This window comes from Bradyrhizobium sp. BTAi1 (assembly GCF_000015165.1).
Lineage (GTDB): Bacteria > Pseudomonadota > Alphaproteobacteria > Rhizobiales > Xanthobacteraceae > Bradyrhizobium > Bradyrhizobium denitrificans.
On sequence record NC_009485.1, the window covers coordinates 3310644 to 3336629 of the forward strand.

Annotated in this window: 25 protein-coding genes; 13 read left to right on the forward strand and 12 right to left on the reverse strand. The window is 63.5% G+C overall.

Annotated elements, in window-relative coordinates; genetic code table 11:
* Positions 1-4: 4 nt before the first annotated feature.
* The 3 genes from fliD to BBTA_RS14785 all read left to right on the forward strand — a co-directional run bounded on the left by fliD (position 5) and on the right by BBTA_RS14785 (position 2653).
* Positions 5-1723 (forward strand): flagellar filament capping protein FliD, encoded by a 1719-nt coding sequence (gene fliD, locus BBTA_RS14775; RefSeq protein ID WP_012043293.1) that lies wholly within the window; start codon positions 5-7, stop codon positions 1721-1723.
* Positions 1723-2148, forward strand: coding sequence for a flagellar export chaperone FliS (fliS, locus tag BBTA_RS14780; RefSeq protein ID WP_012043294.1), 426 nt, complete (start codon positions 1723-1725; stop codon positions 2146-2148). The genes fliD and fliS overlap by 1 nt, the downstream gene beginning before the upstream one ends.
* 232 nt (positions 2149-2380) lie before the next feature.
* Positions 2381-2653 (forward strand): hypothetical protein, encoded by a 273-nt coding sequence (locus tag BBTA_RS14785; RefSeq protein ID WP_012043295.1) that lies wholly within the window; start codon positions 2381-2383, stop codon positions 2651-2653.
* 257 nt (positions 2654-2910) lie between these two features.
* Here BBTA_RS14785 and BBTA_RS40745 read toward each other — a convergent pair whose 3' ends face one another.
* Entirely contained in the window at positions 2911-3150 is a 240-nt protein-coding gene (locus tag BBTA_RS40745; RefSeq protein WP_168167851.1) for a hypothetical protein, read from the reverse strand.
* Here BBTA_RS40745 and BBTA_RS14790 point away from each other — a divergent pair.
* The 8 genes from BBTA_RS14790 to cyoB all read left to right on the forward strand — a co-directional run bounded on the left by BBTA_RS14790 (position 3113) and on the right by cyoB (position 12402).
* Positions 3113-3778: a flagellar hook assembly protein FlgD gene (locus BBTA_RS14790; RefSeq protein ID WP_012043296.1), complete on the forward strand. Its 666-nt coding sequence runs from the start codon at positions 3113-3115 to the stop codon at positions 3776-3778. The genes BBTA_RS40745 and BBTA_RS14790 overlap by 38 nt on opposite strands.
* 21 nt (positions 3779-3799) lie before the next feature.
* Positions 3800-5038 carry a flagellar hook protein FlgE gene (gene flgE, locus BBTA_RS14795; RefSeq protein ID WP_012043297.1) on the forward strand — a complete coding sequence of 413 codons (1239 nt, stop codon included), beginning with the start codon at positions 3800-3802 and terminating at the stop codon, positions 5036-5038.
* 2 nt (positions 5039-5040) lie between these two features.
* Positions 5041-5310, forward strand: coding sequence for a hypothetical protein (locus BBTA_RS14800; RefSeq protein ID WP_012043298.1), 270 nt, complete (start codon positions 5041-5043; stop codon positions 5308-5310).
* A 15-nt stretch (positions 5311-5325) separates the two neighbouring features.
* A complete protein-coding gene (locus BBTA_RS14805) occupies positions 5326-5778 on the forward strand; it encodes a hypothetical protein (protein ID WP_012043299.1) in 453 nt (150 codons plus the stop codon).
* Between the two features lie 24 nt (positions 5779-5802).
* The gene (gene flgK, locus BBTA_RS14810) at positions 5803-7560 is read left to right on the forward strand and encodes a flagellar hook-associated protein FlgK (RefSeq protein WP_012043300.1); all 1758 of its coding nucleotides are present in this window, start codon (positions 5803-5805) and stop codon (positions 7558-7560) included.
* Positions 7561-7575: 15 nt separating this feature from the next.
* Positions 7576-8484, forward strand: coding sequence for a flagellin (locus BBTA_RS14815; RefSeq protein ID WP_012043301.1), 909 nt, complete (start codon positions 7576-7578; stop codon positions 8482-8484).
* 138 nt (positions 8485-8622) lie between these two features.
* Positions 8623-10389 carry an SDR family oxidoreductase gene (locus BBTA_RS14820; protein ID WP_041750647.1) on the forward strand — a complete coding sequence of 589 codons (1767 nt, stop codon included), beginning with the start codon at positions 8623-8625 and terminating at the stop codon, positions 10387-10389.
* Between the two features lie 12 nt (positions 10390-10401).
* A complete protein-coding gene (cyoB, locus tag BBTA_RS14825) occupies positions 10402-12402 on the forward strand; it encodes a cytochrome o ubiquinol oxidase subunit I (RefSeq protein WP_012043303.1) in 2001 nt (666 codons plus the stop codon).
* 64 nt (positions 12403-12466) lie between these two features.
* On the opposite strand, the gene BBTA_RS14830 is transcribed toward cyoB, so the two are convergent.
* The 6 genes from BBTA_RS14830 to BBTA_RS14855 all read right to left on the reverse strand — a co-directional run bounded on the left by BBTA_RS14830 (position 12467) and on the right by BBTA_RS14855 (position 17704).
* On the reverse strand, positions 12467-13015 hold the full coding sequence (locus BBTA_RS14830) for a hypothetical protein (RefSeq protein WP_012043304.1): 549 nt from the start codon (positions 13013-13015) through the stop codon (positions 12467-12469).
* A gap of 123 nt (positions 13016-13138) precedes the next feature.
* Complete coding sequence (locus BBTA_RS14835; protein ID WP_012043305.1) at positions 13139-13546, reverse strand: BA14K family protein; 408 nt, start codon at positions 13544-13546, stop codon at positions 13139-13141.
* 181 nt (positions 13547-13727) lie between these two features.
* Positions 13728-14510, reverse strand: a complete 783-nt coding sequence (locus tag BBTA_RS14840) for an alpha/beta fold hydrolase (protein ID WP_012043306.1) — start codon at positions 14508-14510, stop codon at positions 13728-13730.
* A gap of 3 nt (positions 14511-14513) precedes the next feature.
* The gene (locus BBTA_RS14845) at positions 14514-15809 is read right to left on the reverse strand and encodes an O-acetylhomoserine aminocarboxypropyltransferase (protein ID WP_012043307.1); all 1296 of its coding nucleotides are present in this window, start codon (positions 15807-15809) and stop codon (positions 14514-14516) included.
* A gap of 268 nt (positions 15810-16077) precedes the next feature.
* Positions 16078-16692, reverse strand: coding sequence for a nitroreductase family protein (locus tag BBTA_RS14850; RefSeq protein ID WP_012043308.1), 615 nt, complete (start codon positions 16690-16692; stop codon positions 16078-16080).
* A gap of 82 nt (positions 16693-16774) precedes the next feature.
* A complete protein-coding gene (locus BBTA_RS14855; protein WP_012043309.1) occupies positions 16775-17704 on the reverse strand; it encodes an aliphatic sulfonate ABC transporter substrate-binding protein in 930 nt (309 codons plus the stop codon).
* Between the two features lie 1123 nt (positions 17705-18827).
* Between BBTA_RS14855 and BBTA_RS14860 the strand changes: the two genes are divergently transcribed.
* The gene (locus BBTA_RS14860; RefSeq protein WP_041750649.1) at positions 18828-20396 is read left to right on the forward strand and encodes an RNA-directed DNA polymerase; all 1569 of its coding nucleotides are present in this window, start codon (positions 18828-18830) and stop codon (positions 20394-20396) included.
* A gap of 337 nt (positions 20397-20733) precedes the next feature.
* Here BBTA_RS14860 and BBTA_RS14865 read toward each other — a convergent pair whose 3' ends face one another.
* Complete coding sequence (locus BBTA_RS14865; protein WP_012043311.1) at positions 20734-21597, reverse strand: CPBP family intramembrane glutamic endopeptidase; 864 nt, start codon at positions 21595-21597, stop codon at positions 20734-20736.
* Positions 21598-22000: 403 nt separating this feature from the next.
* Complete coding sequence (locus tag BBTA_RS14870) at positions 22001-22651, reverse strand: TetR family transcriptional regulator (RefSeq protein WP_012043312.1); 651 nt, start codon at positions 22649-22651, stop codon at positions 22001-22003.
* Positions 22652-22740: 89 nt separating this feature from the next.
* On the opposite strand from BBTA_RS14870, the gene BBTA_RS14875 reads away from it, so the two are divergent.
* The gene (locus tag BBTA_RS14875) at positions 22741-23403 is read left to right on the forward strand and encodes an O-methyltransferase (protein ID WP_012043313.1); all 663 of its coding nucleotides are present in this window, start codon (positions 22741-22743) and stop codon (positions 23401-23403) included.
* Here BBTA_RS14875 and BBTA_RS14880 read toward each other — a convergent pair.
* The 3 genes from BBTA_RS14880 to BBTA_RS14890 are packed head-to-tail and all read right to left on the reverse strand — an operon-like array spanning position 23349 to position 25985.
* Complete coding sequence (locus tag BBTA_RS14880) at positions 23349-24332, reverse strand: polysaccharide deacetylase family protein (protein ID WP_012043314.1); 984 nt, start codon at positions 24330-24332, stop codon at positions 23349-23351. The two genes, BBTA_RS14875 and BBTA_RS14880, sit on opposite strands and share 55 nt — an antisense overlap.
* A complete protein-coding gene (locus tag BBTA_RS14885) occupies positions 24329-25144 on the reverse strand; it encodes an ABC transporter permease (RefSeq protein WP_012043315.1) in 816 nt (271 codons plus the stop codon). The genes BBTA_RS14880 and BBTA_RS14885 overlap by 4 nt, the downstream gene beginning before the upstream one ends.
* Positions 25134-25985 carry an ABC transporter permease gene (locus BBTA_RS14890; RefSeq protein WP_012043316.1) on the reverse strand — a complete coding sequence of 284 codons (852 nt, stop codon included), beginning with the start codon at positions 25983-25985 and terminating at the stop codon, positions 25134-25136. The genes BBTA_RS14885 and BBTA_RS14890 overlap by 11 nt, the downstream gene beginning before the upstream one ends.
* Position 25986: the final 1 nt, after the last annotated feature.

Genomic DNA, 25986 nt, shown 5'->3' on the forward strand with positions numbered 1-25986 from the left:
ACGAATGACGGTGAGCAGCGCGACCTCAAGCACGAGCAGCACGACGTCGTCGTCTTCCTCCTCGTCGACGACGAGTTCGAGCAGTTCGCTCACAACGTCGGGAACGAGCACCACGAGCACGATCGACTGGACTGCTCTGATCCAATCCGCCGTCGACGCCAAGCTCACCCAGGCGACGCAGATCTCGACCAAGATCACGTCGAACGAGGCGAAGATCACGGCCTATCAGACGCTGCAGACCGCGTTGAAGACGTTGTCTTCAGGCTTGTCGTCGCTGGCTACCTCGATGGTGAACTCGCTCGCGACCAACGTCTTCGCGACCCGGGCGGCCACGATCAGTGCGACGGGGGACGTCAGCGCGTCGTCGGCCCTCTCGATGTCGGTAAACAATGGTGCGGCGACCGGCAGCCACACCCTGACTATCAGCCAGATCGCCACCGCGCACAAGGTTGCCGGAACGACCCAATCCAGCCAGACCACGGCGCTCGGCTATTCCGGAACGTTCTCGCTTGGCCTGTCGGGCGGCACCACCGCCGACATCACGGTCACGAGCGACATGTCGCTGCAGGACGTCGTCGACGCGGTCAATGCCCAGACCTCAACGACGAATGTCGAGGCGTCCATCGTTCAGGTCTCGAGCGGGTCATACGAGCTGGTGCTGACCGGCACGGAGGATGCCGCCGACATTACTTATTCCAGCTCGTCCGGCGATGACATCCTCAACAAGCTCGGGGTGACTGACAGCTCCGGCGCTTTCGCCACCGTGCTGCAGACCGCGCAGGCGGCGGAGTTCACGCTCGACGGAATCAGCCTGACCCGCAACACTAACGACATCACCGACGTTCTCAGCGGCGTCACCTTCGATCTTCTGCAGGCGACACCGTCCGGAACGACACTCAACATCAGCATCGGCACAGATACCAGCCAGATTTCGTCGGCGCTGCAAACATTCGTCACCAACTATAATGCTTTCCGTGATGCGGTGATCGCGCAGCAGACGACGAATTCGGATGGCACCGCGGCCTCGAGCGCGGTGCTGTTCGGCGACGGCACCATGCGCGACATCATGAACACGCTCCAGGATGTGCTGGGAACCTCGGTCGGCGGTCTGACGATGGCGGATCTCGGCCTGTCCTTCAACGAGAAGAATGAGCTTGAGCTCGACACGGGCACCTTGTCGACGATCCTCAGCACCAATCTGAGCGGTGTCACCACATTGCTGTCGGCCCAGACCAAGACGTCGTCCAGCCAGCTCAGCGTCGTGAATACCGGAACGTCGCCGCAATCCTTCACGCTGGATCTCACGGTGGATTCGTCGGGCAATCTCACGGCGGCCTCGGTCGGCGGCGACAGCTCCCTGTTCACCGTCAGCGGCAACACGATCGTCGGCAATTCCGGGACGGCCTATGCGGGCATGGCCTTCACCTATACCGGCTCGACCTCGCAGTCGATCACGGTGACCTCCACCCAGGGGCTGGCGACGCAGATCTACCAGTTTGCCAAGACAGCCTCGTCGACCACCGGATCGCTGCAGACGCTGATCGACAATCTCACGTCGCGCGACGAGACGCTGCAGGCGAAGGTCGATGACATCAAGAGCGCGGCTGCGACGTATCAGACCCAGCTCACGGCGCAATACGCCAAGTACCAGGCGGCCATCGAGAGCGCCAACAACACGCTGACCTATCTGAAAGCCCTTCTCAACGCGAGTTCGAGTAACTGATGACCCAGAATCCGATGGCACATTTGGCCACTCAGGCCTATCGCGGCGCGGCCGTCACGGTTCCCCCGGTGCGCGCGGTCATCATGCTTCTCAACGGGACGGTGACGTACCTCCAAAAGTGTCTTCAGGCCCAGGAGGCACGGCGTTTCGAGGAGGGGCATGCACATCTGACCCGCGCCACTGCGATCCTGCGCGGGTTGAGCCTGCATCTGGACCCGACCCGCGGCGGCGCGGTCGCAGAACGTCTGTTCGAGACCTACAACGCGCTGATCGTTGCGGCCCTGCGCGCCTACGGCCGGCCGGGGATGCGCGAGAACTTCCTGCGCATCATGGCGGGGGTGACGGAGTTGCGCGAGTCCTGGGAGGCGGTTGACGTGAGGGCGCGGGTGGGATCGCGGGCAGGTGATTCGCCGAGGCGAGGGTGAGCGTCGCGAATCAGTTGCGTTGCATTGCGGGACATATTCCGAAACCGAGGGAAACAGGAGCTGTCCGGCTCGGATTGGTGGTATCGGATGCAACCTGCGCTGCATAGGACCCCCGGGAAATACGGAAATCGCGTTACATCGCGAGGCCGCTTTGTCGCGGTCCGGCAATATCAATTTCGTCCAGCTACAGAATGGTTTATGACGATCCCAGACACGCTGGATCGGGCGGACGATGGACGTCAGGGAATTCGAGGATCTGATCGACCGCCTGGGAGAGGACATCTCCCAATGGCCTGATGTGCAGCGCCGCGCCGCGGCCGATCTGCTTGCTGCATCGCCTGATGCTGCCCGGCTGCTGTCGGAAGCGCGCCTGATCCGCCAAGCCCTGTCGTCAGCCCCGGTCCGCGCGCCCTCTGGTCTCGCTGATCGTATCGTTGCAACTGCCGGCCGCTTGGCGGCGGAAGAGGCGACCGCGTCGCCTGCGGATGTCCATCAGCCGGGTTGAGCCGCGCCGGCCCGCAAGCTCGGATCGAGCGCTGAGTGGCCGGCCGGCGTTTGCGCCCCGGTGCAATCGTCCCACATCATAGATCCAGCTTTCCATCGGATCATGCGGAAGACGTGCGCCGCTGCCGGCGCAGGCGTTCGCCGTCGCGGTTGTTCGGCGGTGCCTGAGACCTGTCTGCGAACATGATCGCATGCTGTGTCCGCTGTCGAACACGAGCAGCGACCCGACCGTCCCTCTCGCCGGCCGATCAGGTCCTGTCAGCCGCGCCGCTGCGCCCGGCGTTTTTTGCCGCCCTTGCACAACTGAGCGGCGGCAAATTCTGCCGTGAGATCAAATAATTCCCTCTCATTTTGCGCGCCTGAATTTGGCGCGACGGCCGTTTGATCAGCAGACGCCCCGACGACGTTCGGGCGTGAGCTGTGTCCCACCGCGCCGATCGGTGAGAGCCGGAGTTCTATCATGACCGTTTCTGCGGCGAGTTCGTCTGCAACGACCACCTCATCGACCTCATCAACGAGCGACTCGTCTCGGACGACGTTGAGCTCCAGCGACTTCCTTCAGCTGCTCGTGAGCGAGCTGCAGAACCAGGATCCGCTGAATGCAACGAGCGTGACCGACTTCGTCAACCAGATGACGTCTTATGCCAACTACACGTCACAGCAGTCGCTCAACACCAGCATGAACTCCCTCGCCAGCTCGTTCTCGAGCCTGGTGACGCTGAACTCCGTCAACTACATCGGTCACACCGTCGAGGCAAAAACGGACACCGCCGTTCTCTCCAACGGCTCCGCCACCTTCGGCTACTCGCTGTCCTCGGCCGCATCGAACGTCTCGATCTCGATCAAGGACTCCTCAGGAAACACGGTGTGGACCGGGACGGGGACCGGAAACAAAGGGGCGAACTCGATCACCTGGGATGGCACCGATTCTCAAGGCAACCAGCTGAGCGACGGCGGCCAATACACGATCTCCGTCACCGCAACCGACTCCGCGGGCAATTCGGTCCTCAACTACACGACGATCACCGGCACGGTGACCGGCATCGATACCTCGACCAGCACGCCGTCGCTCACCGTCGGTGGCGTTCCGGTCAGTGCGAGCAACATCATCGGCGTCACCTCCTGACGTGTCATTCGGAGTAAAATCATGAGTCTCTCTGGAGCCCTGTCCTCGGCCATCTCGGCGCTGAACGCGCAGAGCTCGTCGCTAGCCATGATCAGCGACAACATCTCCAACGCCGACACGACCGGCTACAAGACGACGTCTGGCCTGTTCGAGCAGCTTGTGACCGCCTCGAGCAACTCGAAGGCCTATTCCTCCGGCGGCGTGTCTGTCTCCAGCCGAACAAACATCACTCAGCAGGGACTCCTGGCTACCACCACGAACGCGACCGACGTCGCAATTCAGGGCTCCGGCTTCTTCGTCGCAACTGACTCCACCTCGGCCGGCGGCGAGACCTTCTATACACGCAATGGCGCCTTCACCACCGACAATGCCGGCTATCTCGAGAACAACGGCTATTATCTCGAAGGCTGGCGGACCGATGCGAGCGGCAATGTCGTCGGCAGCGGCCTGGAGCCGGTCAACACCAAGGTGGCGTTGACCAATGGCGGAGCGACCACCAAGACCTCGCTCGCAGCCAACCTGCCGGCCGATGCAGCCAGCGGCGACACGTTCAGCAGCTCGATGACCGTGTACGACTCGCTGGGGCAATCGCATACGCTCAACGTCACCTGGACCAAGGGGACAACGGCGAATGAATGGACCGCCAGCTTCGCGCCAGCCACTGCATCCGACGGCACGGTCACCAGCGGCACCTATACGATCAATTTCAATTCCGACGGTTCGCTCAGCACCGTCTCCTCGACCAATCTCGGCATCACCTGGAACAACGGCGCTGCGGCGAGCTCGATCGCGCTCAGCTTCGGGACCACCGGGGGCGGTACCGACGGTCTGACCCAGCTGGCGTCCGGAAGCACAACACCCAGCGTGTCCAACTTCAGCGCCAATTCCGACGGCATATCCTTCGGTACGCTGAGCAGCATTTCGGTCGGCAAGAACGGCCTCGTCGAGGCGACCTATTCCAACGGCCAAACCGTTCCGATCTACAAGATCGCGGTGGCGACTTTCGCTGATCCGAACGGTCTCGTTGCGCATTCGAACGGCATGTACACCGCTACTGCGACGTCGGGAAATGCGACCTTGCAGGCGTCGGGCGAGAACGGGGCGGGAACCATCTATGGCAGCGAGCTTGAATCCAGCACGACGGACACCACCGGTCAGTTCAGCAACATGATCTCGGCTCAGCAGGCCTATTCGGCTGCCTCGCAGGTGATTTCGGCCGTCAACAAGATGTACGACACCCTGATCTCGTCGATGAGGTGAGCATGGCCGACGTGAAGAGGGAGCGGCTCGGCGAGGGCGAGGCGCTGTTGAAGAAGCTGCGGCGGCTGAAGCTGCGCGCGGCTGCTGCTGGCAAGGATGACCGCGCGCAGCTTCTGGCGCTGATGGACGATATCGAGGCGATCCGACGCAAGCTGTTGCGCGAATGCGCGCAGCTCGAGGAAGAGTTTCGGATCGCCGCGGTCCGCGTCACCGCCCTGAACACCTACGCGCGCGTCGCCCAGGCGGGCCGACGTCCGCCGCGTGAGCATTGAGATTGGAGCGACAGCATGAGACAGAAGGTTGAGGTTCCTCAAACGGCCGCAAGCGAGGACGAGGTCCGGGCCTTGATTGCGCTGATCGACGAATTGATCGCGGTCGTTGCGGAGGAGAATGTCGAGCTCGCCAAGGGGCTGCCCGCGTCGCGATCGAAGCAGCTCGACGACAAGAACAGGCTGGCCGGCATCTTCGAGCAACGGGTGGCCGAGTGCGCCGCGCGGACCGCTGCGCTCGACGTAAAGGACCGCGTGCTGCGCGAGCAGCTCCTGGAGCATATTCTCAACCTGCGCTTTGCGATGGATGAGAACCTCGTTCGGCTGCGCGCGGCCATCGAGGCGAGCAACAGGCGCATCGAGGCCGTGATGCAGGCGATCCGCGAGCAGATCGCGAACGTGTCGCCCTATGGCGCGAGTGGACGGCGCACGGTGCGGGCGACGTCCTGCGGAACCAACGTCAGAGCTTGAAGCAATTCGAGGGGAGTGGGGACGATGTCGCTCGATATAGCCCGTCTTGTCGCCTTCAGCGGCATCTCCGCCACGGAGCTGCAGATCAGTGTGGCGTCGTCGAATATCTCGAATGCCGACACCAAAGGCTACACGGAAAAGTCGGCGAATCAGGTCGCGACCGTTACAGGCGGCGTCGGAACCGGCGTTTCGATTACCGGCATATCGAGCAACGTCGACAAGCTGCTGCTGAAATCGCTGATCGGCGCCAATTCGGAGCTCGGTGCCGCCGACACGACCAACAGCTATCTGGAGCAGCTGCAGCAGCTGTTCGGCAGCGCGTCGACATCTGGGACCTCGACGACCGGAACGTCGCTGGCGAACGCGCTGGCATCGCTGGAATCGGCGTTGTCGTCGCTGGCAAGTTCGCCGAGCAGCGTGTCGCTGCAATCGGCCGCGGTCAGTGCGCTCGATGACTTTGCGAGTCAGCTGCGCAGCACGTCGAGCGGCGTGCAGAGTCTGCGTGCGAATTCCGACAAGGACATCGCCTCCTCGGTCAAAAGCGTGAACGATGATCTGCAGCAGATTGCGGATCTGAATGTCCAGATCCGCAAGATGGCGGCGGCCGGGCAGTCGACGGCAGATCTCGAGGACCAGCGCAACTCCGCGCTGCAGGACCTGTCGTCCTATATGAACGTCAGCTACTATACCGCCTCGAACGGCGACCTTCAGGTCTATACGTCGTCGGGGCGTGCTCTCGTCGACAGCTCGGCGCACACGCTGAGCTATACCGCGTCCGCGAATGTCTCGGCGTCGTCGAGCTATTCGTCTGGCGGCTTCAGCGGCATCATGGTCGACGGCGTGGATGTCACGTCGCAGATCACGTCCGGCAAGATCGGCGCATTGATCACGTTGCGCGACCAAACCCTGCCGGCGACGCAGACGCAGCTTGATCAGCTTGCCACGGAGCTGAAATCGGCGCTGAACGCGATCACCAACGGCGCGTCGGCGGTTCCGCCGCCGACCAGCCTGACCGGCTCTGCCAGCGTGAGCAGTACAACCGCGCTGGCGGCGTCCGGAACGGTGCGGATCGCGGTAGCCGATCAGAGCGGCAATCTCGTCTCGTACAAGGACCTCGATCTGTCGTCCTACGCCACGGTCGGCGATCTGGTGACGGCACTCAACGGCATTTCCGGTGTGTCCGCCTCGCTCGATTCGAGCGGATACCTGTCGATCAGCGCGACATCGTCGTCCAACGGCATCGCGATCAACGACATGACGAGTTCGGTCGGCGGGGGCGGTTTTTCCGAGTATTTCGGGATGAATGACCTCGTCACCGGCACAGGCGCCGCCAATTTCGCCGTCGACAGCAGTATTCTCAGCGGTGCCGCCGGACTGCCGACTGGAACCCTCGACAATTCGGCCACATTGACCACCGGCAGCCAGGTGCTGACGTCCGGCTCGGCCACGATCATCAACCAGCTCTATGACAAGCTGACCGGCTCGACGAGCTTCTCGTCTGCGGGAGGCCTGAGCGCGACCACCGGCTCGTTCGCCGATTATGCCGCAGCGATCGTCGCCAATGTGGCAAGCAAGGCAACCCAGGCGTCGAGTAACTATACTGCCAAATCGACCGCCCAAGCCAGCTATGCGAGCTCGCTGTCGTCGCAGTCGGGCGTGAATATCGACGAGGAGACCGCGCGCGTGAGTTCGCTGCAAAACAAATACGCGGCGGCGTCGCAGCTGATCTCCGTGGTCAACAGCATGTTCTCGTCGCTGCTCACTGCCGTGCAATCGACTTGATCCGGAGCGTGTAACATGACGATGCGGGTCGCGACCTTCGCAAACTCCGACCAGATGATTTCGAGCGCGCTGCGCACGCAGGCCACCATGGCCGATATGCAGGTGCAAGAGGCCTCCGGGCTCAAGACGGAGTACCTGGCCGGGTATGGCGCCGATACGCAGCATGTGGTGAATCTGCAGGTGTCGGTCACGCGCGCGCAGTCCTATATCGATGCGGCGACCTTGGCCGATAGCAAAGTGCAGGTGATGTATTCCGCCGTCGGGCAGGTGTCCGATATTGTCAGCCAGCTGCGGTCGGCCCTGAGCGCCGCCAGCTCCGGCAGCAGCACCGGAACCACGTCGGCGATCAGCTCGGCGCAGCAATTGCTGCAGCAGATGGCCGGCATTCTGAACACCCAATATGACGGACAATATCTGTTCGGTGGCGCACGGACGTCGACAGCCGCTGTCGATACCTCGACGTTCGCCTCCGGAGCGGGATCGCTGGCGACACCGGATACCAGCTATTATAAAGGTGACGACGAGCTTGCGTCTGCTCGGGTGTCCGGAGGCGCGGCCGTGACCTATGGCGTCACGGCCGACAATTCGGCCTTCGAGGAGGTGATGCGGGTGCTCAAATTCGTCGCCAACAGCTCGACCCTGTCGTCCACGGATATCAGCTCGGCGCTGACGCTGGCGGACCAGGCCGTCGACGACGTCGCAACCGTGCAGGCCAAGCTGTCCGATGCCGCCTCTCGGATCGAGAGCGCGAAATCGGAGCAGACCGATTTCAAGAGCTATGCCGAGAGCCTCGCGACGGACCTGACCAGCGTCGATGTGGCTGCGGTGACGGCGCAGCTGTCCACCTATCAGGCCCAGCTCACGGCGTCCTATACCGCCATCTCTAAGATCCAGAGCCTGAACCTGGCAAGCTACCTGCGTTGATCCGGGGAGGTCATGGCGATCCCTGACTGTCCCTTACTCGACCCAGGCAGCACATATATCTGGAACCTGAGCGCCGCCGATTGAAACCATGACGGCTCCCGGAGGTTTGTTGACGGGCAACCCGTCGGTGGACCTCGCATGGACCAAGCAACTCAGCCTCGAAGCGCCGGCCATGGCTTGCGGTCGGTCGCAGACAATGTGTGGATCGTCGATGCCGGCCGCATCAGCGCCGCTGGTGTGCCGCTGCCAATTCGAATGGTGGTGATACGGCTGTCGAGCGGTGACCTGCTGCTGCATTCGCCAACACGATTTTCCCACGCCTTGCGGGAGGAGCTGGAGCGGCTCGGTCCAATCAAATATCTGCTCGCCCCGAACGTCGCGCATTGGATGTTTCTTCGGGACTGGCAGGCGGCCCTGCCGAATGCCCAAGTTTACGCCGCGCCGGGCCTTGCGCGGCGCGCGCAGGTCCGCCGCAGCGGGCTGCGGATCGATCGCGAACTGACCGATGTGACGCCGGATGCCTGGTCGCAGGATCTGCAGATCGTGCTGATTTCTGCGCCGCTGTTCTCGGAGGTCGAGCTGTTCCACCGGCCCAGCCGTACGCTCATCCTGACCGATCTCGTGCAGAATCTGGCCCCGGAAGGTCTCGGGGCGGTGCGGCGCACCGTGGCGCGTCTGCTCGGAATCACGGCGCCGGACGGCAAGGCTCCGGCCTATCTGAGGTTGGTGTTGCGGCTCGGCGGCCGCGCCGTCCGGCTTGCAGCGGCCCGGCTGATCACGCTGGCGCCCGAGCGCGTCATCTTTGCCCATGGCCGCTGGTTCGATACTGGCGGCACGCAGCGATTGCGGGCCTCGCTTGGCTGGCTTCTGGATTCTGCCCCCGAAGCGCGCAGGCTGATGCGAGATCTGCGCGGAACCCGCGTCGTGGTCACCGGCGCGTCCAGCGGCATTGGCCGTGCCACGGCGCTCGCTTTGGCACGCGAGGGTGCAAGTGTCGTGCTGGCTGCGCGGCGCGAGAATGTCTTGAAGGATGTGGCGCTCGAATGCGAGACGCTCGGGGGCCGGGCCATCGCCGTTGCCACCGACGTCACCGACGCCGATGCGGTCAAACGATTGGCCGAACAGGCTGTGCGGACGTTCGGCGGCGTCGATGTCTGGATCAATAATGCAGGGACCGGCGTGTTCGGTCCTTATCAAGATGCCGATATGGCGCTGCATCGCAAGACCGTCGAGGTGAATCTGCTCGGCACGATGAACGGCGCCTATGCGGTGCTGCCCATCTTCCTGCGGCAGCGGCGGGGAACCCTGATCAACAACATTTCGTTGGGCGGCTGGGCGCCGACACCGTTCGCCGCGGCCTATACGGCAAGCAAGTTCGGCCTGCGTGGCTTCTCGGCCAGCCTGCGCCAGGAACTCACCGCTCACAAGGATGTTCACGTCTGCAGTGTATTTCCTGCCATGGTGGACACGCCCGGTTTTGTCCACGGCGCCAATGTGTCCGGCCGCACCTTGGATCCGGGGCCGCTGCTGTATCGCCCCGAGGACGTCGCTGAGACGTTCGTGCAATTGGTTCGGACGCCGCGCGACGAGGTCGCTGTCGGCTGGCCGGCACGGCTCGGCCAGATTTCCTATGCGCTGGCCCGCCGCCCGACCGAGCAACTGATGAGCACAGCGTTCCGCTTTCTGTTGTCGCGAGCCAACAGCGCGCCGCGCAGCACCGGCGCGGTGCTTGCACCGATCGCGGCCGGCACTGCGGTGAGCGGCGGCTGGCTCGGCCGCAAGAAGCTGCCGCCGGCCGGTCAACTCAGCAGGATCGGACTGGCTGTCGGCATCGGCGGGATCGCATTGATGCTGCTCGCACGTCGTCGTCCACCGTCCGCGCCGCGCGCCCGCGCGCACCGTTGATCTGGAGGCTGCATGCTCGGCAAGCTCGATTGGTCGGCGATACCGTTGGGCCAGCCCATTCCACTCGTCGCCGCCGGTCTGGTGCTGGTTGCTATTCTGGGCGTCCTCATCTGGGTGTTTGCCAAGGGGTATTTCCCCTATCTCTGGCGTGAATGGATCACCAGCGTCGACCATAAGCGGATCGGGGTGATGTACATCCTGCTCGCTTTCGTCATGCTGCTGCGCGGCGGCACTGACGCCATCATGATGCGCACGCAGCAGGCCGTCGCTTTCCATTCCAACGGTTACCTGCCGCCGGAGCATTACAACCAGATCTTTTCCGCGCATGGCACGATCATGATTTTCTTCGTGGCGATGCCGTTCGTGGTCGGGCTGATGAATCTCGTCGTGCCGCTGCAACTCGGTGTCCGCGACGTTGCCTTTCCGACCCTGAACTCCGTGGGATTCTGGCTTACCGCGACCGGTGCGTTGCTGGTCAACGTCTCGCTCGTGGTCGGCGAGTTCGCCCGCACCGGCTGGCTGCCGTTCCCGCCGCTGTCGGAGCTCACCTATTCGCCTGGCGTCGGTGTCGATTATTATATCTGGGCGCTCGAGATCTCCGGGGTAGGGACGCTCGTCAGCGGTATCAACCTCGTCACGACCGTGCTCAAGCTGCGTACTCGGGGCATGAGCTATCTGCGCATGCCGATGTTCTGCTGGACCACGCTGGCCGCCAATCTGCTGATCGTTGCGGCGTTTCCGATCCTGACGGCGACGCTGACGATGTTGATGCTCGATCGCTATTTCGGCTTCCACTTCTTCACCAACGAGGCCGGCGGCAACATGATGATGTTCATGAACCTGATCTGGGCCTGGGGCCATCCCGAGGTCTACATTCTGGTGCTGCCGGCCTTCGGCATCTACTCGGAAGTGGTTGCGACGTTCTCCAGTAAATCGCTGTTCGGCTATCGATCGATGGTGCTGGCGACGATGGCGATCTGCGTCGTCTCCTTCATGGTCTGGCTGCATCATTTCTTCACGATGGGCGCGGGGCCGGACGTCAACGCGATCTTCGGCATTGCCAGCATGATCATCGCGGTGCCCACGGGGGTGAAGATCTACAATTGGCTGTTCACGATGTATGGCGGCCGGGTGCGGTTCACGACGCCGATGCTGTGGTCGGTCGGCTTCATGATCACGTTCATGATCGGTGGATTGACCGGGGTGCTCGTCGCGGTGCCGCCGGCGGATTTCCTGTTGCACAACAGTCTTTTCCTGGTGGCCCACTTCCACAACGTGATCATCGGCGGAGTCCTGTTCGGCGTCTTTGCCGGCGTCACCTACTGGTTTCCGAAGGCGTTCGGCTTCCGTCTGTATGAAAGCTGGGGCAAGGCGGCTTTCTGGTTCACCCTGATCGGCTTCTACATGACCTTCATGCCGCTCTACGTCGTGGGGCTGCTCGGCATGACCCGGCGCATGCAGCACTACGATGTCGCCGAATGGCGGCCCTGGCTGGCGGCGGCGACCTTCGGCACGGCGTTGCTCGCGATCGGTGTCGTTCTTCAAATCCTCCAACTCGTGTTCAGCATCCGCGACCGGGAACGTCTGCGCGACACCACCGGCGACCCCTGGGACGGCCGCTCGCTGGAATGGGCGACATCGTCGCCGCCGCCGGTGTTCAATTTCGCGGTGCTGCCGAATGTCACCGGGCAGGACGCGTATTGGCGGATCAAGGAAAACGCCAAAAACCAGCAGCTCCAGACCAGAGAAAGGGACTATGAGGACATTGAGCTGCCGAGAAATTCTCCCACCGGCTTTGTCTGCGCCTTCTTCGCCACGATCATGGGCTTTGCGTTGATCTGGCACATCTGGTGGATGGTGGCGCTCGGTGCAATAGGGGCCTTCGCGACGTTCGTCGTGTTCGCCTGGCGCGATCACGAAGAGTATGTGATTCCAGCAGCAGAGGTCGCCCGGATTGACCGCGGCATCATTGAAGCGCGGCAGGGATTATCGTCCGCGGCGCACGGCACGTGAAGTGAATGGCAGCGGTGCGGCGGACCGACCGCTCGCGCCGCTGCCACGACTTCACGCGATCATGTCACCAATGATGATGGGTGCGGATCACGCCATGACCGTGGCCGAAGTGACGGCCGCCATGCCAGCCATGGTGATGACCCCAGCCCGGACCGCGATAGTAACCGTAGCTGTGCCGCCACGGCCGCGGTCCATAGGAATAGCCATAGCTGCGATAGACCGGGCGGGGCGCGTAGCTGTAGCCATAGCCGCCGTAATACGGACGATAGGCGTGCACCGGGTAGTAGCCGCCATAGCCGTAATACGGGGAGCTTGCGTAGCGGTAGCCGCCGTAACCGTATGACGGGTAGGGCGCATAGCCGCCATAATAGTTCGGTGCCGCAATCGCCGATCCGATCACGGCACCAGCCAGCAGGCCGGCTCCGATCGCCGCACCGCCGCCCCAGCCACCATGGTGCCAGCCCCGATAGCCGACCTGGACGGCGTGCGAGGTTTCAGCCGGTTTCGCGGCCGCTGACACCGCGGTGAGCGGCGCTGCGGAGACCGATTGCAGCGTGGACAAAGAGATCGCGCCGGCGGCAGCCATGGTCGCGGCGGCCTTGAAGGTCATCATTCTGATTTCTCCCGAGGTGTTGGGTCTTGCTCAAACCGAACGACAGAAGCCTGGTTTCAGTTCTCAAGGCGGACCGATTGTCGCGCCACATGTGTCGAGGAACGCGGCGACGCCTGAGTTCCTCTACCGGCAGACATGACGGCGCCCGTCTTTGCCAAGATAGGTGCCCGAGGCCGGATCATAGGATCGATAACGCTGCGCGCAGGAGACCTGGGACTCGCTGGCCTGCGCACGGCTGTTGGCAATGGCGCCGCCGATGATCGCGCCGGCCGCGAGGCCGCCAAGCACGGCCGCGCCGGAGCCGTGGTGATGATGCCGGTAGCCGTATTGGTAGCCGTGACGGCGACCGAGGCCGGGATGCCAATCGTGCCCGCCGCGCCAATGGCGGTATTGCACCTGCTGCAGGCCGTCGACGGCCCGGGCGGGTGCGGCCGGATTGTTCGGCAGCAAAGGTGCCGCCGCCAATGGCGTCACGGCAGACAGTGTGATGGTGCCGATGGCGGCGATCGTCAAAAGTTTGCGCAGCTGCATCTGCGTGCTCCTTTCTGACCTTCAGATATTGGGAGCAACGTTCCGCCACAACTGCCCGTTCCGCGTCATGCTGCCGCCGTATCGGTGGCACAAGGTCGCATCGCGGTCACAACGCCGCAGCGGCCCTGCGGGAGGCCGCTGCGGATCCACCTACACCACCGGCTCGACCACACGCGCTCCACTAATCGATCAACGCATCGAGCAGCGCATCCGGGCATTCCGCCATCATCGTATGTCCCGCACCGGGCAACACGATCGTGCGCGATTGTGCAATCGCCGCGGCCAGCGCCTTGCCGGCCTTGACCGGCGTCATCATGTCCTTCTCGCCGAGGATGAGGCGAGTCGGCACCTTGATCTTGGCTGCCGACGTCAGAGCGTCCTGATAGGTGTTGCAGGCGGCGAGATCGTTGAACAGGACCCCGGGCGCGCAGCGCTCCAGGGTCGCCTGCGCGCTGCCATGCATCCACAGCCCGGGCGCCCGGCTGCCGCCGAGTTCGGCCGCAAAGCCGAGGCCCCAGATCGAGACCATGTCGATGGCGGCGTGATCATTGGCCTCCGCGGCCTTCAGGAGATCAGGTCCGACCGTCATGGTGGCCGCGGTGCCGATCAGGCTGAGCGCCGAGACGCGCTCCGGATGGCGTGCCGCCGCATCCAGCGCGATCAGCGAGCCCATCGAATGGCCGATCAGATGCGCAGGCCTGGCATTCACCGCGTGCAACAGCGCATCGATCCAGTCGGCCATCGCGGCAATGGTCGGCAGCGCCGGCCCGGCGGAGCGGCCATGGCCGGGCAGATCGGGCACCAGCACCGCAAAGCCGTGATGGGCGAACCAGCGGCTATGCAGCGCCCAGACCGAATGATCGAAGCCTGCGCCATGCACGAAGACCACGGCAGGCAAAGCGGGCTCGAAAGCGCGGCCGCCGGTGGCAATGAAGACGTCGCGGTCGTTGATCGACAGCTGCATCGCTCACACCTTCTGCGAGGCGCGCAGCGCCTGTCCGAGATCGTCGATGATGTCTGACACCGCCTCGATGCCGACCGACAGCCGGATCAGCTCCTCGCCGATTCCGGCGGCAGCGAGCTGGGCCGCATCCATCTGCTGATGCGTGGTCGAGGCGGGATGGATTACCAAGGTCTTGGCGTCGCCGACATTGGCGAGATGGCTGATCAGCTTCAGGCTTTCGATGAATTTGCGCCCGGCAGGCCGTCCGCCCTTGATGCCGAACGAGATGATCGAGCCGGCGCCGCGCGGCAACAGCTGCTTCGCCAGCGCATGATCCGGGTGGGTCTCCAGCGACGGGTGCAGCACCCAGTCGACTGCCTTGTTGGCCGTCAGCGCGGCCAGCACCGCGCTGGTGTTCGCGACATGACGCTCCATGCGCAGATGCAAGGTCTCGACGCCCTGCAGCAGATGGAAGGCGTTGGTCGGCGACAGGCAGGCGCCGAAATCGCGCAGGCCCTCGGTGCGGGCGCGCATGATGAAGGCGGCCGGGCCGAACTGCTCGTCGAAGACGATGCCATGGTAGCCGGCATAGGGTTCGGTGAGCTGCGGAAACTTGCCGGACGCACGCCAGTCGAACCGGCCGCCATCGATGATGGCGCCGCCGATGGCGATGCCGTGGCCGCCGAGCCATTTGGTCGCCGAGTGCATCACGATATCGGCGCCTTGCGCGATCGGCTGGCTGAGATAGGGCGTCGCGAAGGTATTGTCGATCAGGAGCGGAATGCCCGCTTCGTGCGCGATGGCCGAGATCCTGGGAATGTCCAGCACCTCGAGGCCGGGATTGCCGAGCGTCTCGCCGATGACGAGTTTGGTCTTCGGCTGGATCGCGGCGCGGAAGCCGTCGAGGTCACGCGGCTTGACGAAGCTCGTGGTGATGCCGAAGCGCGGCAGAGTGTGGGCAAGCAGATTGATGGTGCCGCCATAGAGCGAGGACGAGGCGACGATGTGGTCGCCGGCATTGAGCAGCGTGGCGATGGCGAGATGGAGCGCGGCCTGGCCGCTCGCGGTGCAGATCGCGCCGACGCCGCCTTCGAGCGCGGCCAGCCGCTCTTCGAGCACGGCTGTGGTCGGGTTGGAGATGCGGGTATAGATGTGGCCGGCGCGTTCGAGATTGAACAGCGCGGCGGCGTGCTCGGTATCGTCGAACACGTAGGACGTGGTCTGATAGATCGGCACCGCGCGGGCGCCGGTCGCGGGATCCGGCTGCTGGCCCGCATGCAGGCTCAGGGTCTCGAAGGCAGGCGGTTTCGGCGGCGGCATGCGGGGCAACTCTCTTCAGGCGGGTCGCATGTTGTGCCACAGATTGCGGCGGTCGTCAGCGTCGGGAGCTGGGGTAGCGCCGGGGGCCTCCTGGTTCGAGATGCGGCGCGCCCACACCCGTTTCAACAGGATCGTAGATGGGGTAACGGGCCGACCACCCGAGCGGCACGCTCACTCCTGCGCTATTTGGGAGCGCGTTCGCGTGCCGCCCGGGTGGTCGGCCCGTTACCCCGTCTAGGAGGAGCCAGCCGAAACCGGCTGATCGGCTTCAGCCGAAGCTCTTCGGGAATAGGCCTGACGCGGCGATCTCGGCGATCGAAAGCCGCGGGCTTGGCTTCTCACGCTCCTTCAGCATCGCCGGTAGCTTCTCGCCGTCGCCCTTGCGGCCCACGGCGATCGCGATCTCCACCGCGAAATCATCGGGCACGCCGAGCGCCGCCTGCGCGGCAGCGACATCGAAGCCGCTCATGCCGTGGGTGGCCCAGCCGGACAGGGCGGCCTGGTTGGCGAAATTGGCCCAGGCGGCGCCGGCGTCGAAGGAATGTGTGCGGGCCGGCACCGGCTCGGTCTTGCCGGCCGGGATGAAGGTCTTCTTCGACAGCACGTAGACGATGGCAGCGGCATGCTGCGCCCAGCCGCGGTTGAACTCGATCAGCGGCGCCAGGAAGGTGTCGAACTGTGCCGAGCCGCGCAGCGCGTAGAGGAAGCGCCAGGGCTGCGAATTATACGAGGAGGGCGCCCAGCGCGCCGCTTCGATGAAGGTGAGAAGCGCCGACTCGGGCAGCGCCTCGTCGGTGAAGCCGCGCGGCGACCAGCGGTCGACGAACAGGCGGTGGGCCGGGTGCTCGGTGGTGCGGTCGGTCGGCGGGAGGTGGTCGGTCAAGGTGGGCTCCTTCATTCAGGCTCGTCATCGGGCCTCGTGCTCGGCTTCGCTGCAGAGCACAAACCTCGGTTCCCTCTCTGGCTCACGGCGCCTTCGGAGTCCAGATCGCTAACGCAGATGTGTCCACCTTCGCGGGCAGCACGCGCTCGGCCAGAAATGCGTCGGCGATCTTCTGCTGCTCGGAGAGGCCGGCTGCGGTGACTGTGCCGACCTGGTAGGAGCGGTGGCTGTTGGCCTCCTCGACGGTGGCCGCATCGATGCCCCACAGCGTGGCGAGCTGGTTCGCCGCTGCGGCCGGATTGGCCTTGACCCATTTGCCGGTCTCGACCAGCTTGCCATAGATGATGTTGAGGACGTCGCCGCGCTTGGCGGCATAATCGGCCGAGGCGAGGTAATAGCGCTTGTAGCTGGCGAGCCCGTCGCTGCCGTCGGTGAGCACGCGCGCGCCGGATTGGCGGATGGTGCTGGTCAGGAACGGATCCCACGCCACCCAGGCATCGACATTGTTGCTGACGAAGGCGGTGCGGCCGTCGGCGGGCGGCAGATAGGCCGGGGTGATGTCCTTGAAGGTCAGCCCCGCTTTGGCGAGCGCTGAGAGCAGCAGATAATGGCTGCCGGCGCCCTTGGTCACCGCGATCTTCCTGCCCTTGAGTTCGGCCAGCGACTTGATCGGCGAGGCGGTCGACACCAGGATCGCCTGCGCGGAGGGGGAGGCGGCCTCCTCGGCGACGTAAGCGATCTTGGCGCCTGCGGCCTGCGCGAACACCGGCACGGTGTCGGCGACATCAGCGCCGACATCGATGCTGCCGATGTTGATCGCCTCGAGCAGCGGCAGGCCGCTGGAGAATTCGTGCCAGGACACCTTGATGTCGAGCGGCGCCAGCGCCTTTTCCAGCTCGCCATTGGTCTTGAGCAGGGCGATCAAGGTGGAGGATTTCTGATAGCCGATGCGCAGCGTCTCTGCGGCTTCAGCGCGCGATGCGGCGAGGGCGCCGAGCAGGGCGACGGCCATCATCATCACGCTGCGGCGGGCCAGCCTCAGGGGGCGCGATCCGCGCGCCGGGCCGGTGAAAGAGGATGTCATGCGAAATCTCCTGAAAGCCGATGCCTGCAAATCTGGCCGGATCATTCGCAGGATCGGTTTCCCTGCGCAATTTTGCAGATCGGTCGGGATGGAGAGGAAAGTTCTTCATTCGGGTCTGTCGCGAGAAAATCTGTCTTCCTGCCGAGGGAAATCCGATGAGGCAGCCGTCCGCAGGCTCGCGGCGCACCAGGCGTCCAAGATGTGTCTGCCGTTCGTCCCTCTCTGAGGAGAGGGCACAGGGAAGGCCGGGCATCGACTGACGCCCATGGCCCGCGTGCAAAAAGCAAAGCACGCGGCGGTTACCACAGGATCAGCCGGCATCCGGCCTTCCCTGCGCAATGGGCTTACGGCTTATACGCGATCTCCCCGGTGCGCCGGGCTGTCTGGCCACCGTTGCGCATGATGCTTGCGCATCAGCGCGTGATACTAGCGTCGGAGTATCAGGACCACGCGACTTCGCCGTCCGGCTCTCCTCGTTCGTCCGCATGCGTGACGCACGCTGCGACGAGAACCGGCCATCGCATCCCACCCAACGTTTCGTGACGTTCGCGAAAGCGCCCCTCGATCGGGCGGGATGGGGAAATAAGATCATGAATTCTGAAAAAAAGAAACAAGAATATTGTCCACGGCGGGACTGGACAGGGCAAATCAGCTTGAGATCGCGGGGGAATTTCGCTTTTTTGAGCACGCGCGAAGAAAGCCGGCCGAAACGAAGCACGGCGGCTCATGAGCGGATTTCACCTGAGGCTTCCGTCTTGCGCGGCGGAGCAGGTCGGCGCCATTGGGGGGCGGAAGCTACGAAGCAATCCGATTCGGGAAGACAGACTGTCGCTGAGGCAGACCTCTGCAAATGAGCCCGTGGCGTCCGCATTCAGCCCAAAACGGACGTCGGCTACGGGTCAAGAGAGGCTGTGGCCCGTCGCGTTCTGAGGCCCGCTTCCTATGCAACCCGGATCAAGATACGCTTCTCTGGTCCGGCTCGGAGATTAAAGAGTCGGCGGCGGGAGTTCTTAGCCGGGATAGGGAGCGCAACGGTCGCGTGCAATGCAAAATGGCATTTCCGGTTGAGAAGTTGGACCTCGAGCTCGCCCTCAAGCGAGTGAAATCTGATCTAAATACTGCACGCTCTTTTATCGAGTCTCCTTTGGAGATCGAGTTGGTTGATGCCGATCAGGCCACTTGGCTGAGTCAGCTTAGCGAAAAAATTGCCGCCGGATATCGTCCCCACTCTGCTGTGATCGCGGACATTCCTAAAGGAAATGGCGCAGTTCGTCCTGCAGCCCTCCTCAATCTTGAGGATCGCGTGGTGTATGCAGCTGCAGTTGGCGCCTTGCTTTCGGCTATCAACCTCGGATTAGGTTGGTCTCAAGGTAAGGTCGACTTTTCATATCGGCTTTCCGAGAGCGTCCGGCGGGTTGAGTGGTTCACAAATCGCTTCAATGGCTGGTCTGCATTTCGCAAAGTCAGCGTCGAGCGGATTGATAATGGCGCGGCTCACGTCGTTCTTACCGACATTACGGGATTCTACGAAAACATAGATTTGACGGTTCTGTTTTCGGACTTGAGAACGCTCGGCGCTGATAGCGACGTAATCCAATTGCTTCAGCTCTGCCTGAATCGATGGGCTGTCGTGCCCAATCGCGGAGTTCCACAAGGACTTTCCGCCTCGGATGTGCTGGCCAAGGTTTACCTAAACCCAATTGACCAAGCCATGGCAGACATGCAAGTCGACTTTATTCGTTACGTGGACGACATACGAATTTTTTGTTCAGACGTACCAGCTTGCAAAAAAGCACTGATGTCTCTGATCCGATCTCTCCGCCGACGGGGTCTAAATTTGCAGTCGGCAAAGACGGAAATCGTTTCAGCAGCTGAAGCCAAAGCTATCATCGAGGGTATCGCTCCGATAATAACTGACGTACAAAAGCAGTATAGGGACTTTCTCATTAAAACAATGGAGTCGATTAATCCCTACATGACGATAGAGGACCTTGATGACAAGGTGAGTCCGGATGATGCGCCAGTGGAGGTCGTGCGAGAGGTTTTCCGTCAGAAGTTTATAGATGCGCCTGGAAAATTCAACAAAACCCTATTTCACTTTCTTATAAATCGCCTTCGAGCACAATCCGACGACTACGCATTGGCATATTGCCTTGAACACTTGGCAACCCAACCACAAGAGACCCAATCCCTCTTGGACTACATTGGCGCGGTTGGAACATTTCCAAGAGATTTTACTCCAATTGAGAGTTTTCTCCAGTCGCCTGATTGCATGTATGACTATCAAGTCTATCAGATTTTTCGATGGCTGCACTCGTTAGGCTCTCCACCGAGTGTTGGGTTGATTACTGTCGCCCGACTCATAACCTTCGACAATGCGCGAGCGTTCTATCTGAGGGCAGTATGCCGCTTGATCTTACAGACCCACGGATCGATGGCTGATCTGGAGCGTTTGGAGGCCGGTTACGGCGAAGTCCACAACGAATTGGAGCGAGCGCAAGTCCTCGTGAGCATTAAACGACTAGAGGTCGGACGGAGAAACGCGTTCTACGGTCGGGTAAGTGGAGATGGGCAGCTTTGCGAGCGAGCAATTAGAATGGTCAAGGAGCAAAGGCTTTAGATCTACGTTGAGGCGACGCCGATCGTTGGCTGAATATCCGGAAAGGATCGAGGCCACCATGACCGCGCAGGTTGATGTTCCAGCCGATCTAGCCCAATACCGGAAATTTCCGTTTGTTCGGACGCTACAAGCTACACCTCAATCAGAATGCTCTATCACGTCCGCTCCTCGCCCTTAACAGACACCTTCCAGGCTCTGATGAGAGTCCGGTGTCGGCTCGTCGCCGATTCGCGACGCTGCATCACGTCAGCGGAGATCTGGATGCGCTGGTCATCGAGTCGACGTCGCGTCCCGGCGGCCGTGGGTCCCGCTGCCCGTCATGAAACGCGCCCCTCTCTCAGCGCTGCCACATCGGTGGCATCAGGTGACCCCGGCGGATGGCGATGAGCAGAAGGATCACGCCGGCCGTGGTGCAGACCACCAGCGCGACCACCGAATGCTCCATCCCGAACGAGCCCCCGGTCAGCAGCTCCGGTCCTTCGATGGTGGCCTTCAGCAGGCCGGGATCGCTGACGGCGCCCGAGACGACGCCGGAAAAGACCGCCGATTGGAAGTAGTTCCAGGCCATGTGGAAGCCCATGCAGATCCACAGGCGGCGGGTGACGAGATAGGCCGCGGACAGCAACAGCCCGGCCTCGATGCAGATGTAGATGGCCCCGCCCAGCGTCGCTCCTGGGTTCAGCAGATGAACAAGTCCGAACGCGAGGGATGAGACCAGGATCCCGACCCAGCTTCCGAACATGTCCTCGACCGATCGCATCAGGACGCCGCGGAAAACCAACTCTTCGAAGACTCCCGACTTGATCGCCAACGCCAGGTTGGGAAGCAGGAACAGCAAGGGGTTGAATCCCTGGACCTTGTAGATGCCGAGCAGCATCAGGACCACGGCGCTCACGGTATAAAGGACCGCGCCACACAGCGCGCCGATGGCCCATTCACGGCCAAGCCCCGGCGTCGAAAGCTCGGTCACCTCGCGGCGTTCGACGAGTTTTCCATAGGCCACGTACACGCCGATCGCCGCCAGGCCCAGGATGATCTGGATGGCCGCGTTCAACAAGGGTGAATCGTGGAATTGCTCGAGGCGAGCCTGGGCCCACCCCATGAAGTAGAACAAGACAGATCCCAGGACGATGAGGCGCGTCAGCGGAAATTGCAGAATGCGCAGCCAGAGTGGCTGACCAACAAGGCTGACATCCGTCATGTGAAAACCTTCCCTCCCCAGATCCGCGCCGCAGCGACAACTGCGACCATATCGTCCGTCCTCGCGAGCGCATGTTGGCCCTGCCGCACCGGCGAATCCTCCGGTCAGATCGGACCTCCTGTTTCGGACCTGATGACCTCTCGGTATTGATCTTACCGGTCCACACGGACGGCACCCGCAAAGAAGCAAGCCCCATCCGACCTATCATTGGATATGAGGAGCAAGTCGATGCCGCAATCGACTTTGCAACATCCGAGCTGCTTTCGGGTGCGGCGTGTTTGCGGAAGCCTGGGTCACGCATATGCTGCTTATCGGGCACTGACCCCGTTGGATGCGCGGGACCAGCCCGTGCATGACGGAGGATCCTGTGAGGGCGTTGATCGGAGATGCGCCGGCTGCAGGACTACCCGGCCTTGCGCCTGCGAGGCTTGTTTGCCGTGGAAAGATACGCGCAGAACATGTCCGACATCGCGTCGGCATAGGCCGATATCTCGGCGCGGTTGCGCGGTGTCTCCGAGAAATGCTTGCCGACCTGGCTCAGCGTCGCCTTGATCAGGTCGGCTGCACGCGCGCGGTCGGCTTCTCCTGCGTCGGGCAGGACCTCGCGCATGAAAGCCAGCAGCGCGCGGCGGCCGCTGGCCGTGGCCTGACGCGCTTCGGGCGCGTCGCGATAGAGCGGAGCGGCATCGTCGAGCGCGCCGCGGATCGCGGCCTCGTCGCACTCCGATTGCAGGAAGGCATGAACCAGCGCCCGTAACCTCACCAGGGGCGGGCGGCTCGTATCCTCCAGGATCCCGTGCAGGAGGCGGGTCGTCTGCTGCCACTCGTCGCTCTGCAGCCGGAACAGGATGGCGGCCTTGTTGGGGAAGTACTGATACAGCGAGCCGACGCTGACGCCGGCCTTCTCGGCGACGCGGGCGGTGGTGAAACGCTGTGCGCCTTCGGTCGTCAAAACCTGAACAGCGGCCTCCAGGATGGCTGCGACGAGATCGGTCGAGCGTGCCTGTTGTGGCTGTTTTCGCGCGGAAATCGAGGCTTTTCGACGAGGAGCCATGCGGCGTTCCGGAATGCGATTAGCGAACGCGAGTGATTATTCGTATTTTGACCAGGACGCAATGAGCCACCAACGCCCTGGAGATGACCATGATCACGCTGACCACCCAACCTTTCGCACCGCTGCTCGATCGACTGCTCGCCGAAGCCGCGCTGGCGCGGCCGGAGACGAGCCCGATCTTCGCCGGCATGGCCGAACGCGGCGAAGCGCTGATGCGCAGCAAGTCCGGCCATGTCGAGCTCTATACGCAGCTGAAGGATTTCCCGCTGCCGGTCTCGCGCGAGACCGGCGTGCTGCTCTACATGCTGGCGCGCAGCTTCGAGGCGCGCAGGATCGTGGAGTTCGGAACCTCGTTCGGGATCTCGACGCTGTTCCTTGCCGCGGCGCTGCGCGACAATGGCGGCGGCCGGCTGATCACCACCGAGTTCGAGCCGTCGAAGATCGCCCGCGCCAAGCATCATCTCGCCGAGGGGGGCCTGCTCGATCTCGTCGAGATCCGCGAGGGCGATGCGCTGCAGACGCTCGGCGCCGATCTGCCCGAGGCGATCGATCTCGTCCTGCTCGACGGCGCCAAGCCGCTCTATCGCGATGTTCTCGATTTGCTCGAGAGCAAGCTCAGCCCCGGCGCGTTCATCGTGGCCGACAATGCGGATCATTGTCCAGACTATCTCGCTTATGTCCGCGCGCCGGGGAACGGCTACCTCTCGGTTCCGTTCGGCGACGAGGTCGAACTGTCGATGAGCATCAGGTGATCCGCGCGCGCCGGGCTCTGGCCCATCGGCGGGGCGACGATCGCACGGAAATGCGCGGCGATATCGGCGCGCCGCGCCACCCAGACCTGATCACCCAGCCGCGCCAGCATCGCCAGGATGGCCCCGACCGCCGCAAACCGCGCCGGCCGGCCGGAGATCCGCAGATGAAAGCCGATCGTCAGCATCGACGCCGCGCCACGATCGGACTCGGCGAGCAGCGTGCGCAGCGCGGCCGCGACGTAGTCGGAAAAATCCTCGGGCTGCACGAAGCCGTTCGGATGGAAGAACTTCATGTCGTTGGTGTCGAAGCCATAGGGCAGCACCAGCAGCGGCCGGTTCGCGGCTGAGGTCCAGTAGGGCAGGTCGTCGTCGAGCGCGTTGGAGTCGTAGGTGAAGCCGAGCTCGCCGAGCAGGTCGCGTGTCCAGGGGCTCTGGCTGCCGCGGGTCATGAAGCCGACCGGCGTCACGCCGGTCGCGCGCGCAATGATGTCGCGGGTGCGGACGATGTCGCGGCGCTCGGTGGTGGCGTCGGCATAGAGCGCGTGCGGCAGCCAGCGCCAGCCATGCACGGCCGGCTCATGCCCGGCCTCGACGGCGATGCGCGCGAGATCCGGCACGCGCTCGACGGCACGGCCGCACATCATCAGTGTCGCCGGCCTGCGCTGCGCGGCAAAGGCGTCGAGGAAGCGCCACAGGCCGACCCGCATGCCATAGTCGAACACCTGCTCCTGCACGAGATCGCGCATGCCGGAGGGCAGGGTCGGCTGCACCTCGCCATAACGCTCGGTGTCGGCGTCGCCCTGCTCGACGGCGAGCTCGGCGCCTTCCTCGAAATTGATCACCAGCGACACCGCCACGCGGGCGCCGTTCGGCCAGATGATGTCGGGGCGCTGGCGGCCATAGCCGCGCAGGTCACGGATGATGGTCATGAAGAGCTCTTTCCGAAGCTGCGGCTGAGTCCGCCCAGCGTCTCCGCGCAGACAAGTCCGATGAGGGTGAGCACCACGATCACGCCGGAGACGGCGGCGACGCGGACGTCGAGGCTGCCTTCGAGGATGGCCCACAGCTTGATCGGCAGGACCTCCGTGCGGGCATCCGCCAGGAACAGCGACACCGGCACATTGTCGAAGGAAGACAGGAAAGCGACCAGGCCGCCCGCGACGATGCCGCGGCGGATCAGCGGCAAGGTGATGCGGCGAAAGGTGTACCAGCGGCTGGCGCCGAGGCTCAGCGAGCAGGTGACGAGCACGGGATCGAGCTGCTGCACGGCGGCGCCGACCATGCGGATCACGAACGGCACGCAGACGATGGTGTGGCCGAGCACCAAGGTGGCAAAGGACAGCCTGATGCCGATCACGTTGAACACCAGCAACAGCGAGAGGCTGAAGGCCATCGCGGGCAGCACCATCGGCGACATGAACAGCGCATCCAGCAGGCGCGCGATCCGCGATCGGTTGCGGGCCAGCGCCAGCGCCGCGGCGCTGCCGAGCACGGCCGAGAACAATGTCGTCCACAGCGCCACTTGCAGGCTGGTCAGGGCCGGCGTGAGCAGCTCGGGCGAGCGGAACAGCTCGACATACCAGCGCGCCGACCAGCTTGGCGGGGGGAATTTCAGCGTCATGCCAGATGTGAGGGAGATGATCAGGACGACAAGCGTCGGCGCCAGCAACAGCAGCACCGATGCCGCGGCGATCGCGCCGACGACGCCGCTATAGATCCGGTCGGAGAGGTCACGCTGCATCGAGGCCTCGCGTCAGTCTGCGCGACAGCGCGCCGATCGCGGCGACGATGCCGATGACCGCGGCGGTGAAGATCAGGGACAGCGCGGCGGCGAACGGCCAGTCCTGCACGCCCATCGACTGCTGATAGATGTAGCTCGGCATCAGGATGATGCGGCCGCCGCCGATCAGCGTCTGGGTGATGAAGGCCGTTGCGGCTGCGGCGAATACCAGAAGGAGCCCCGCGATCGCGCCGGGCAGTGTCAGCGGCAGGATGACGGTGACGAACGCGCGGACGCGGCCGGCGCCGAGACCTTCGGCAGCCCGCGCCAGATTGCCGTCGAGCCGCAGCAGGCTGTTGATCAGGGGCAGCGCCATCAGCGGCAGCTGGATCTGGGTCAGCGCCAGCACCAGCCCGCCCCAACTGTAGAGCAGGCGGGCCGGACTGTCCCACAGGCCGAGCGACAGCATCGCCGAATTGACGATGCCGTCGCGGCCGAGGATGACGATCCAGGCGAAGGTGCGCACCACGGTGCTGGTGAGCAGCGGCAGCAGGATCAGGAAAATGAGGCCCGTGCGGATCAATGGGCCGCTCGCGACATAGACCAGCGCCAGCGGGTAGGCGAGCACGAGCGCGCACAGCGCGACCTCGAGGCCAAGCATCACGGTGTCCGCCAGCACGCGCAGGCTGAACGGGTCACCGAGAAAGCGCAGATATTGCGCCGGCGACAGTTCGGCAAAAGCGGGCGTGCGGAACAGGCTGATCGCGACCAGCGCGACCAGCGGCAGGACGAAGGCGGCGAGAAACACCAGCGCCAGCGGCAGCGCCGGCGCGAGCTCTCCTGGGGGACGCGGTGTCGACATG

Coding starts and splice junctions, on each gene's coding strand:
- cyoB (WP_012043303.1), top strand. CDS start 10,402: ATGCTCGGCAAGCTCGATTGGTCGGCGATACCGTTGGGCCAGCCCATT.
- BBTA_RS14860 (WP_041750649.1), top strand. CDS start 18,828: ATGGCATTTCCGGTTGAGAAGTTGGACCTCGAGCTCGCCCTCAAGCGA.
- BBTA_RS14875 (WP_012043313.1), top strand. CDS start 22,741: ATGATCACGCTGACCACCCAACCTTTCGCACCGCTGCTCGATCGACTG.
- BBTA_RS14830 (WP_012043304.1), bottom strand. CDS start 13,015: ATGATGACCTTCAAGGCCGCCGCGACCATGGCTGCCGCCGGCGCGATC.
- fliS (WP_012043294.1), top strand. CDS start 1,723: ATGACCCAGAATCCGATGGCACATTTGGCCACTCAGGCCTATCGCGGC.
- fliD (WP_012043293.1), top strand. CDS start 5: ATGACGGTGAGCAGCGCGACCTCAAGCACGAGCAGCACGACGTCGTCG.
- BBTA_RS14800 (WP_012043298.1), top strand. CDS start 5,041: ATGGCCGACGTGAAGAGGGAGCGGCTCGGCGAGGGCGAGGCGCTGTTG.
- BBTA_RS14805 (WP_012043299.1), top strand. CDS start 5,326: ATGAGACAGAAGGTTGAGGTTCCTCAAACGGCCGCAAGCGAGGACGAG.
- BBTA_RS14855 (WP_012043309.1), bottom strand. CDS start 17,704: ATGGCCGTCGCCCTGCTCGGCGCCCTCGCCGCATCGCGCGCTGAAGCC.
- BBTA_RS14885 (WP_012043315.1), bottom strand. CDS start 25,144: ATGCAGCGTGACCTCTCCGACCGGATCTATAGCGGCGTCGTCGGCGCG.
- BBTA_RS14880 (WP_012043314.1), bottom strand. CDS start 24,332: ATGACCATCATCCGTGACCTGCGCGGCTATGGCCGCCAGCGCCCCGAC.
- BBTA_RS14835 (WP_012043305.1), bottom strand. CDS start 13,546: ATGCAGCTGCGCAAACTTTTGACGATCGCCGCCATCGGCACCATCACA.
- BBTA_RS14840 (WP_012043306.1), bottom strand. CDS start 14,510: ATGCAGCTGTCGATCAACGACCGCGACGTCTTCATTGCCACCGGCGGC.
- flgK (WP_012043300.1), top strand. CDS start 5,803: ATGTCGCTCGATATAGCCCGTCTTGTCGCCTTCAGCGGCATCTCCGCC.
- BBTA_RS14815 (WP_012043301.1), top strand. CDS start 7,576: ATGACGATGCGGGTCGCGACCTTCGCAAACTCCGACCAGATGATTTCG.
- BBTA_RS14845 (WP_012043307.1), bottom strand. CDS start 15,809: ATGCCGCCGCCGAAACCGCCTGCCTTCGAGACCCTGAGCCTGCATGCG.
- BBTA_RS14790 (WP_012043296.1), top strand. CDS start 3,113: ATGACCGTTTCTGCGGCGAGTTCGTCTGCAACGACCACCTCATCGACC.
- flgE (WP_012043297.1), top strand. CDS start 3,800: ATGAGTCTCTCTGGAGCCCTGTCCTCGGCCATCTCGGCGCTGAACGCG.
- BBTA_RS14865 (WP_012043311.1), bottom strand. CDS start 21,597: ATGACGGATGTCAGCCTTGTTGGTCAGCCACTCTGGCTGCGCATTCTG.
- BBTA_RS14820 (WP_041750647.1), top strand. CDS start 8,623: ATGGACCAAGCAACTCAGCCTCGAAGCGCCGGCCATGGCTTGCGGTCG.
- BBTA_RS14870 (WP_012043312.1), bottom strand. CDS start 22,651: ATGGCTCCTCGTCGAAAAGCCTCGATTTCCGCGCGAAAACAGCCACAA.
- BBTA_RS14785 (WP_012043295.1), top strand. CDS start 2,381: ATGGACGTCAGGGAATTCGAGGATCTGATCGACCGCCTGGGAGAGGAC.
- BBTA_RS14890 (WP_012043316.1), bottom strand. CDS start 25,985: ATGTCGACACCGCGTCCCCCAGGAGAGCTCGCGCCGGCGCTGCCGCTG.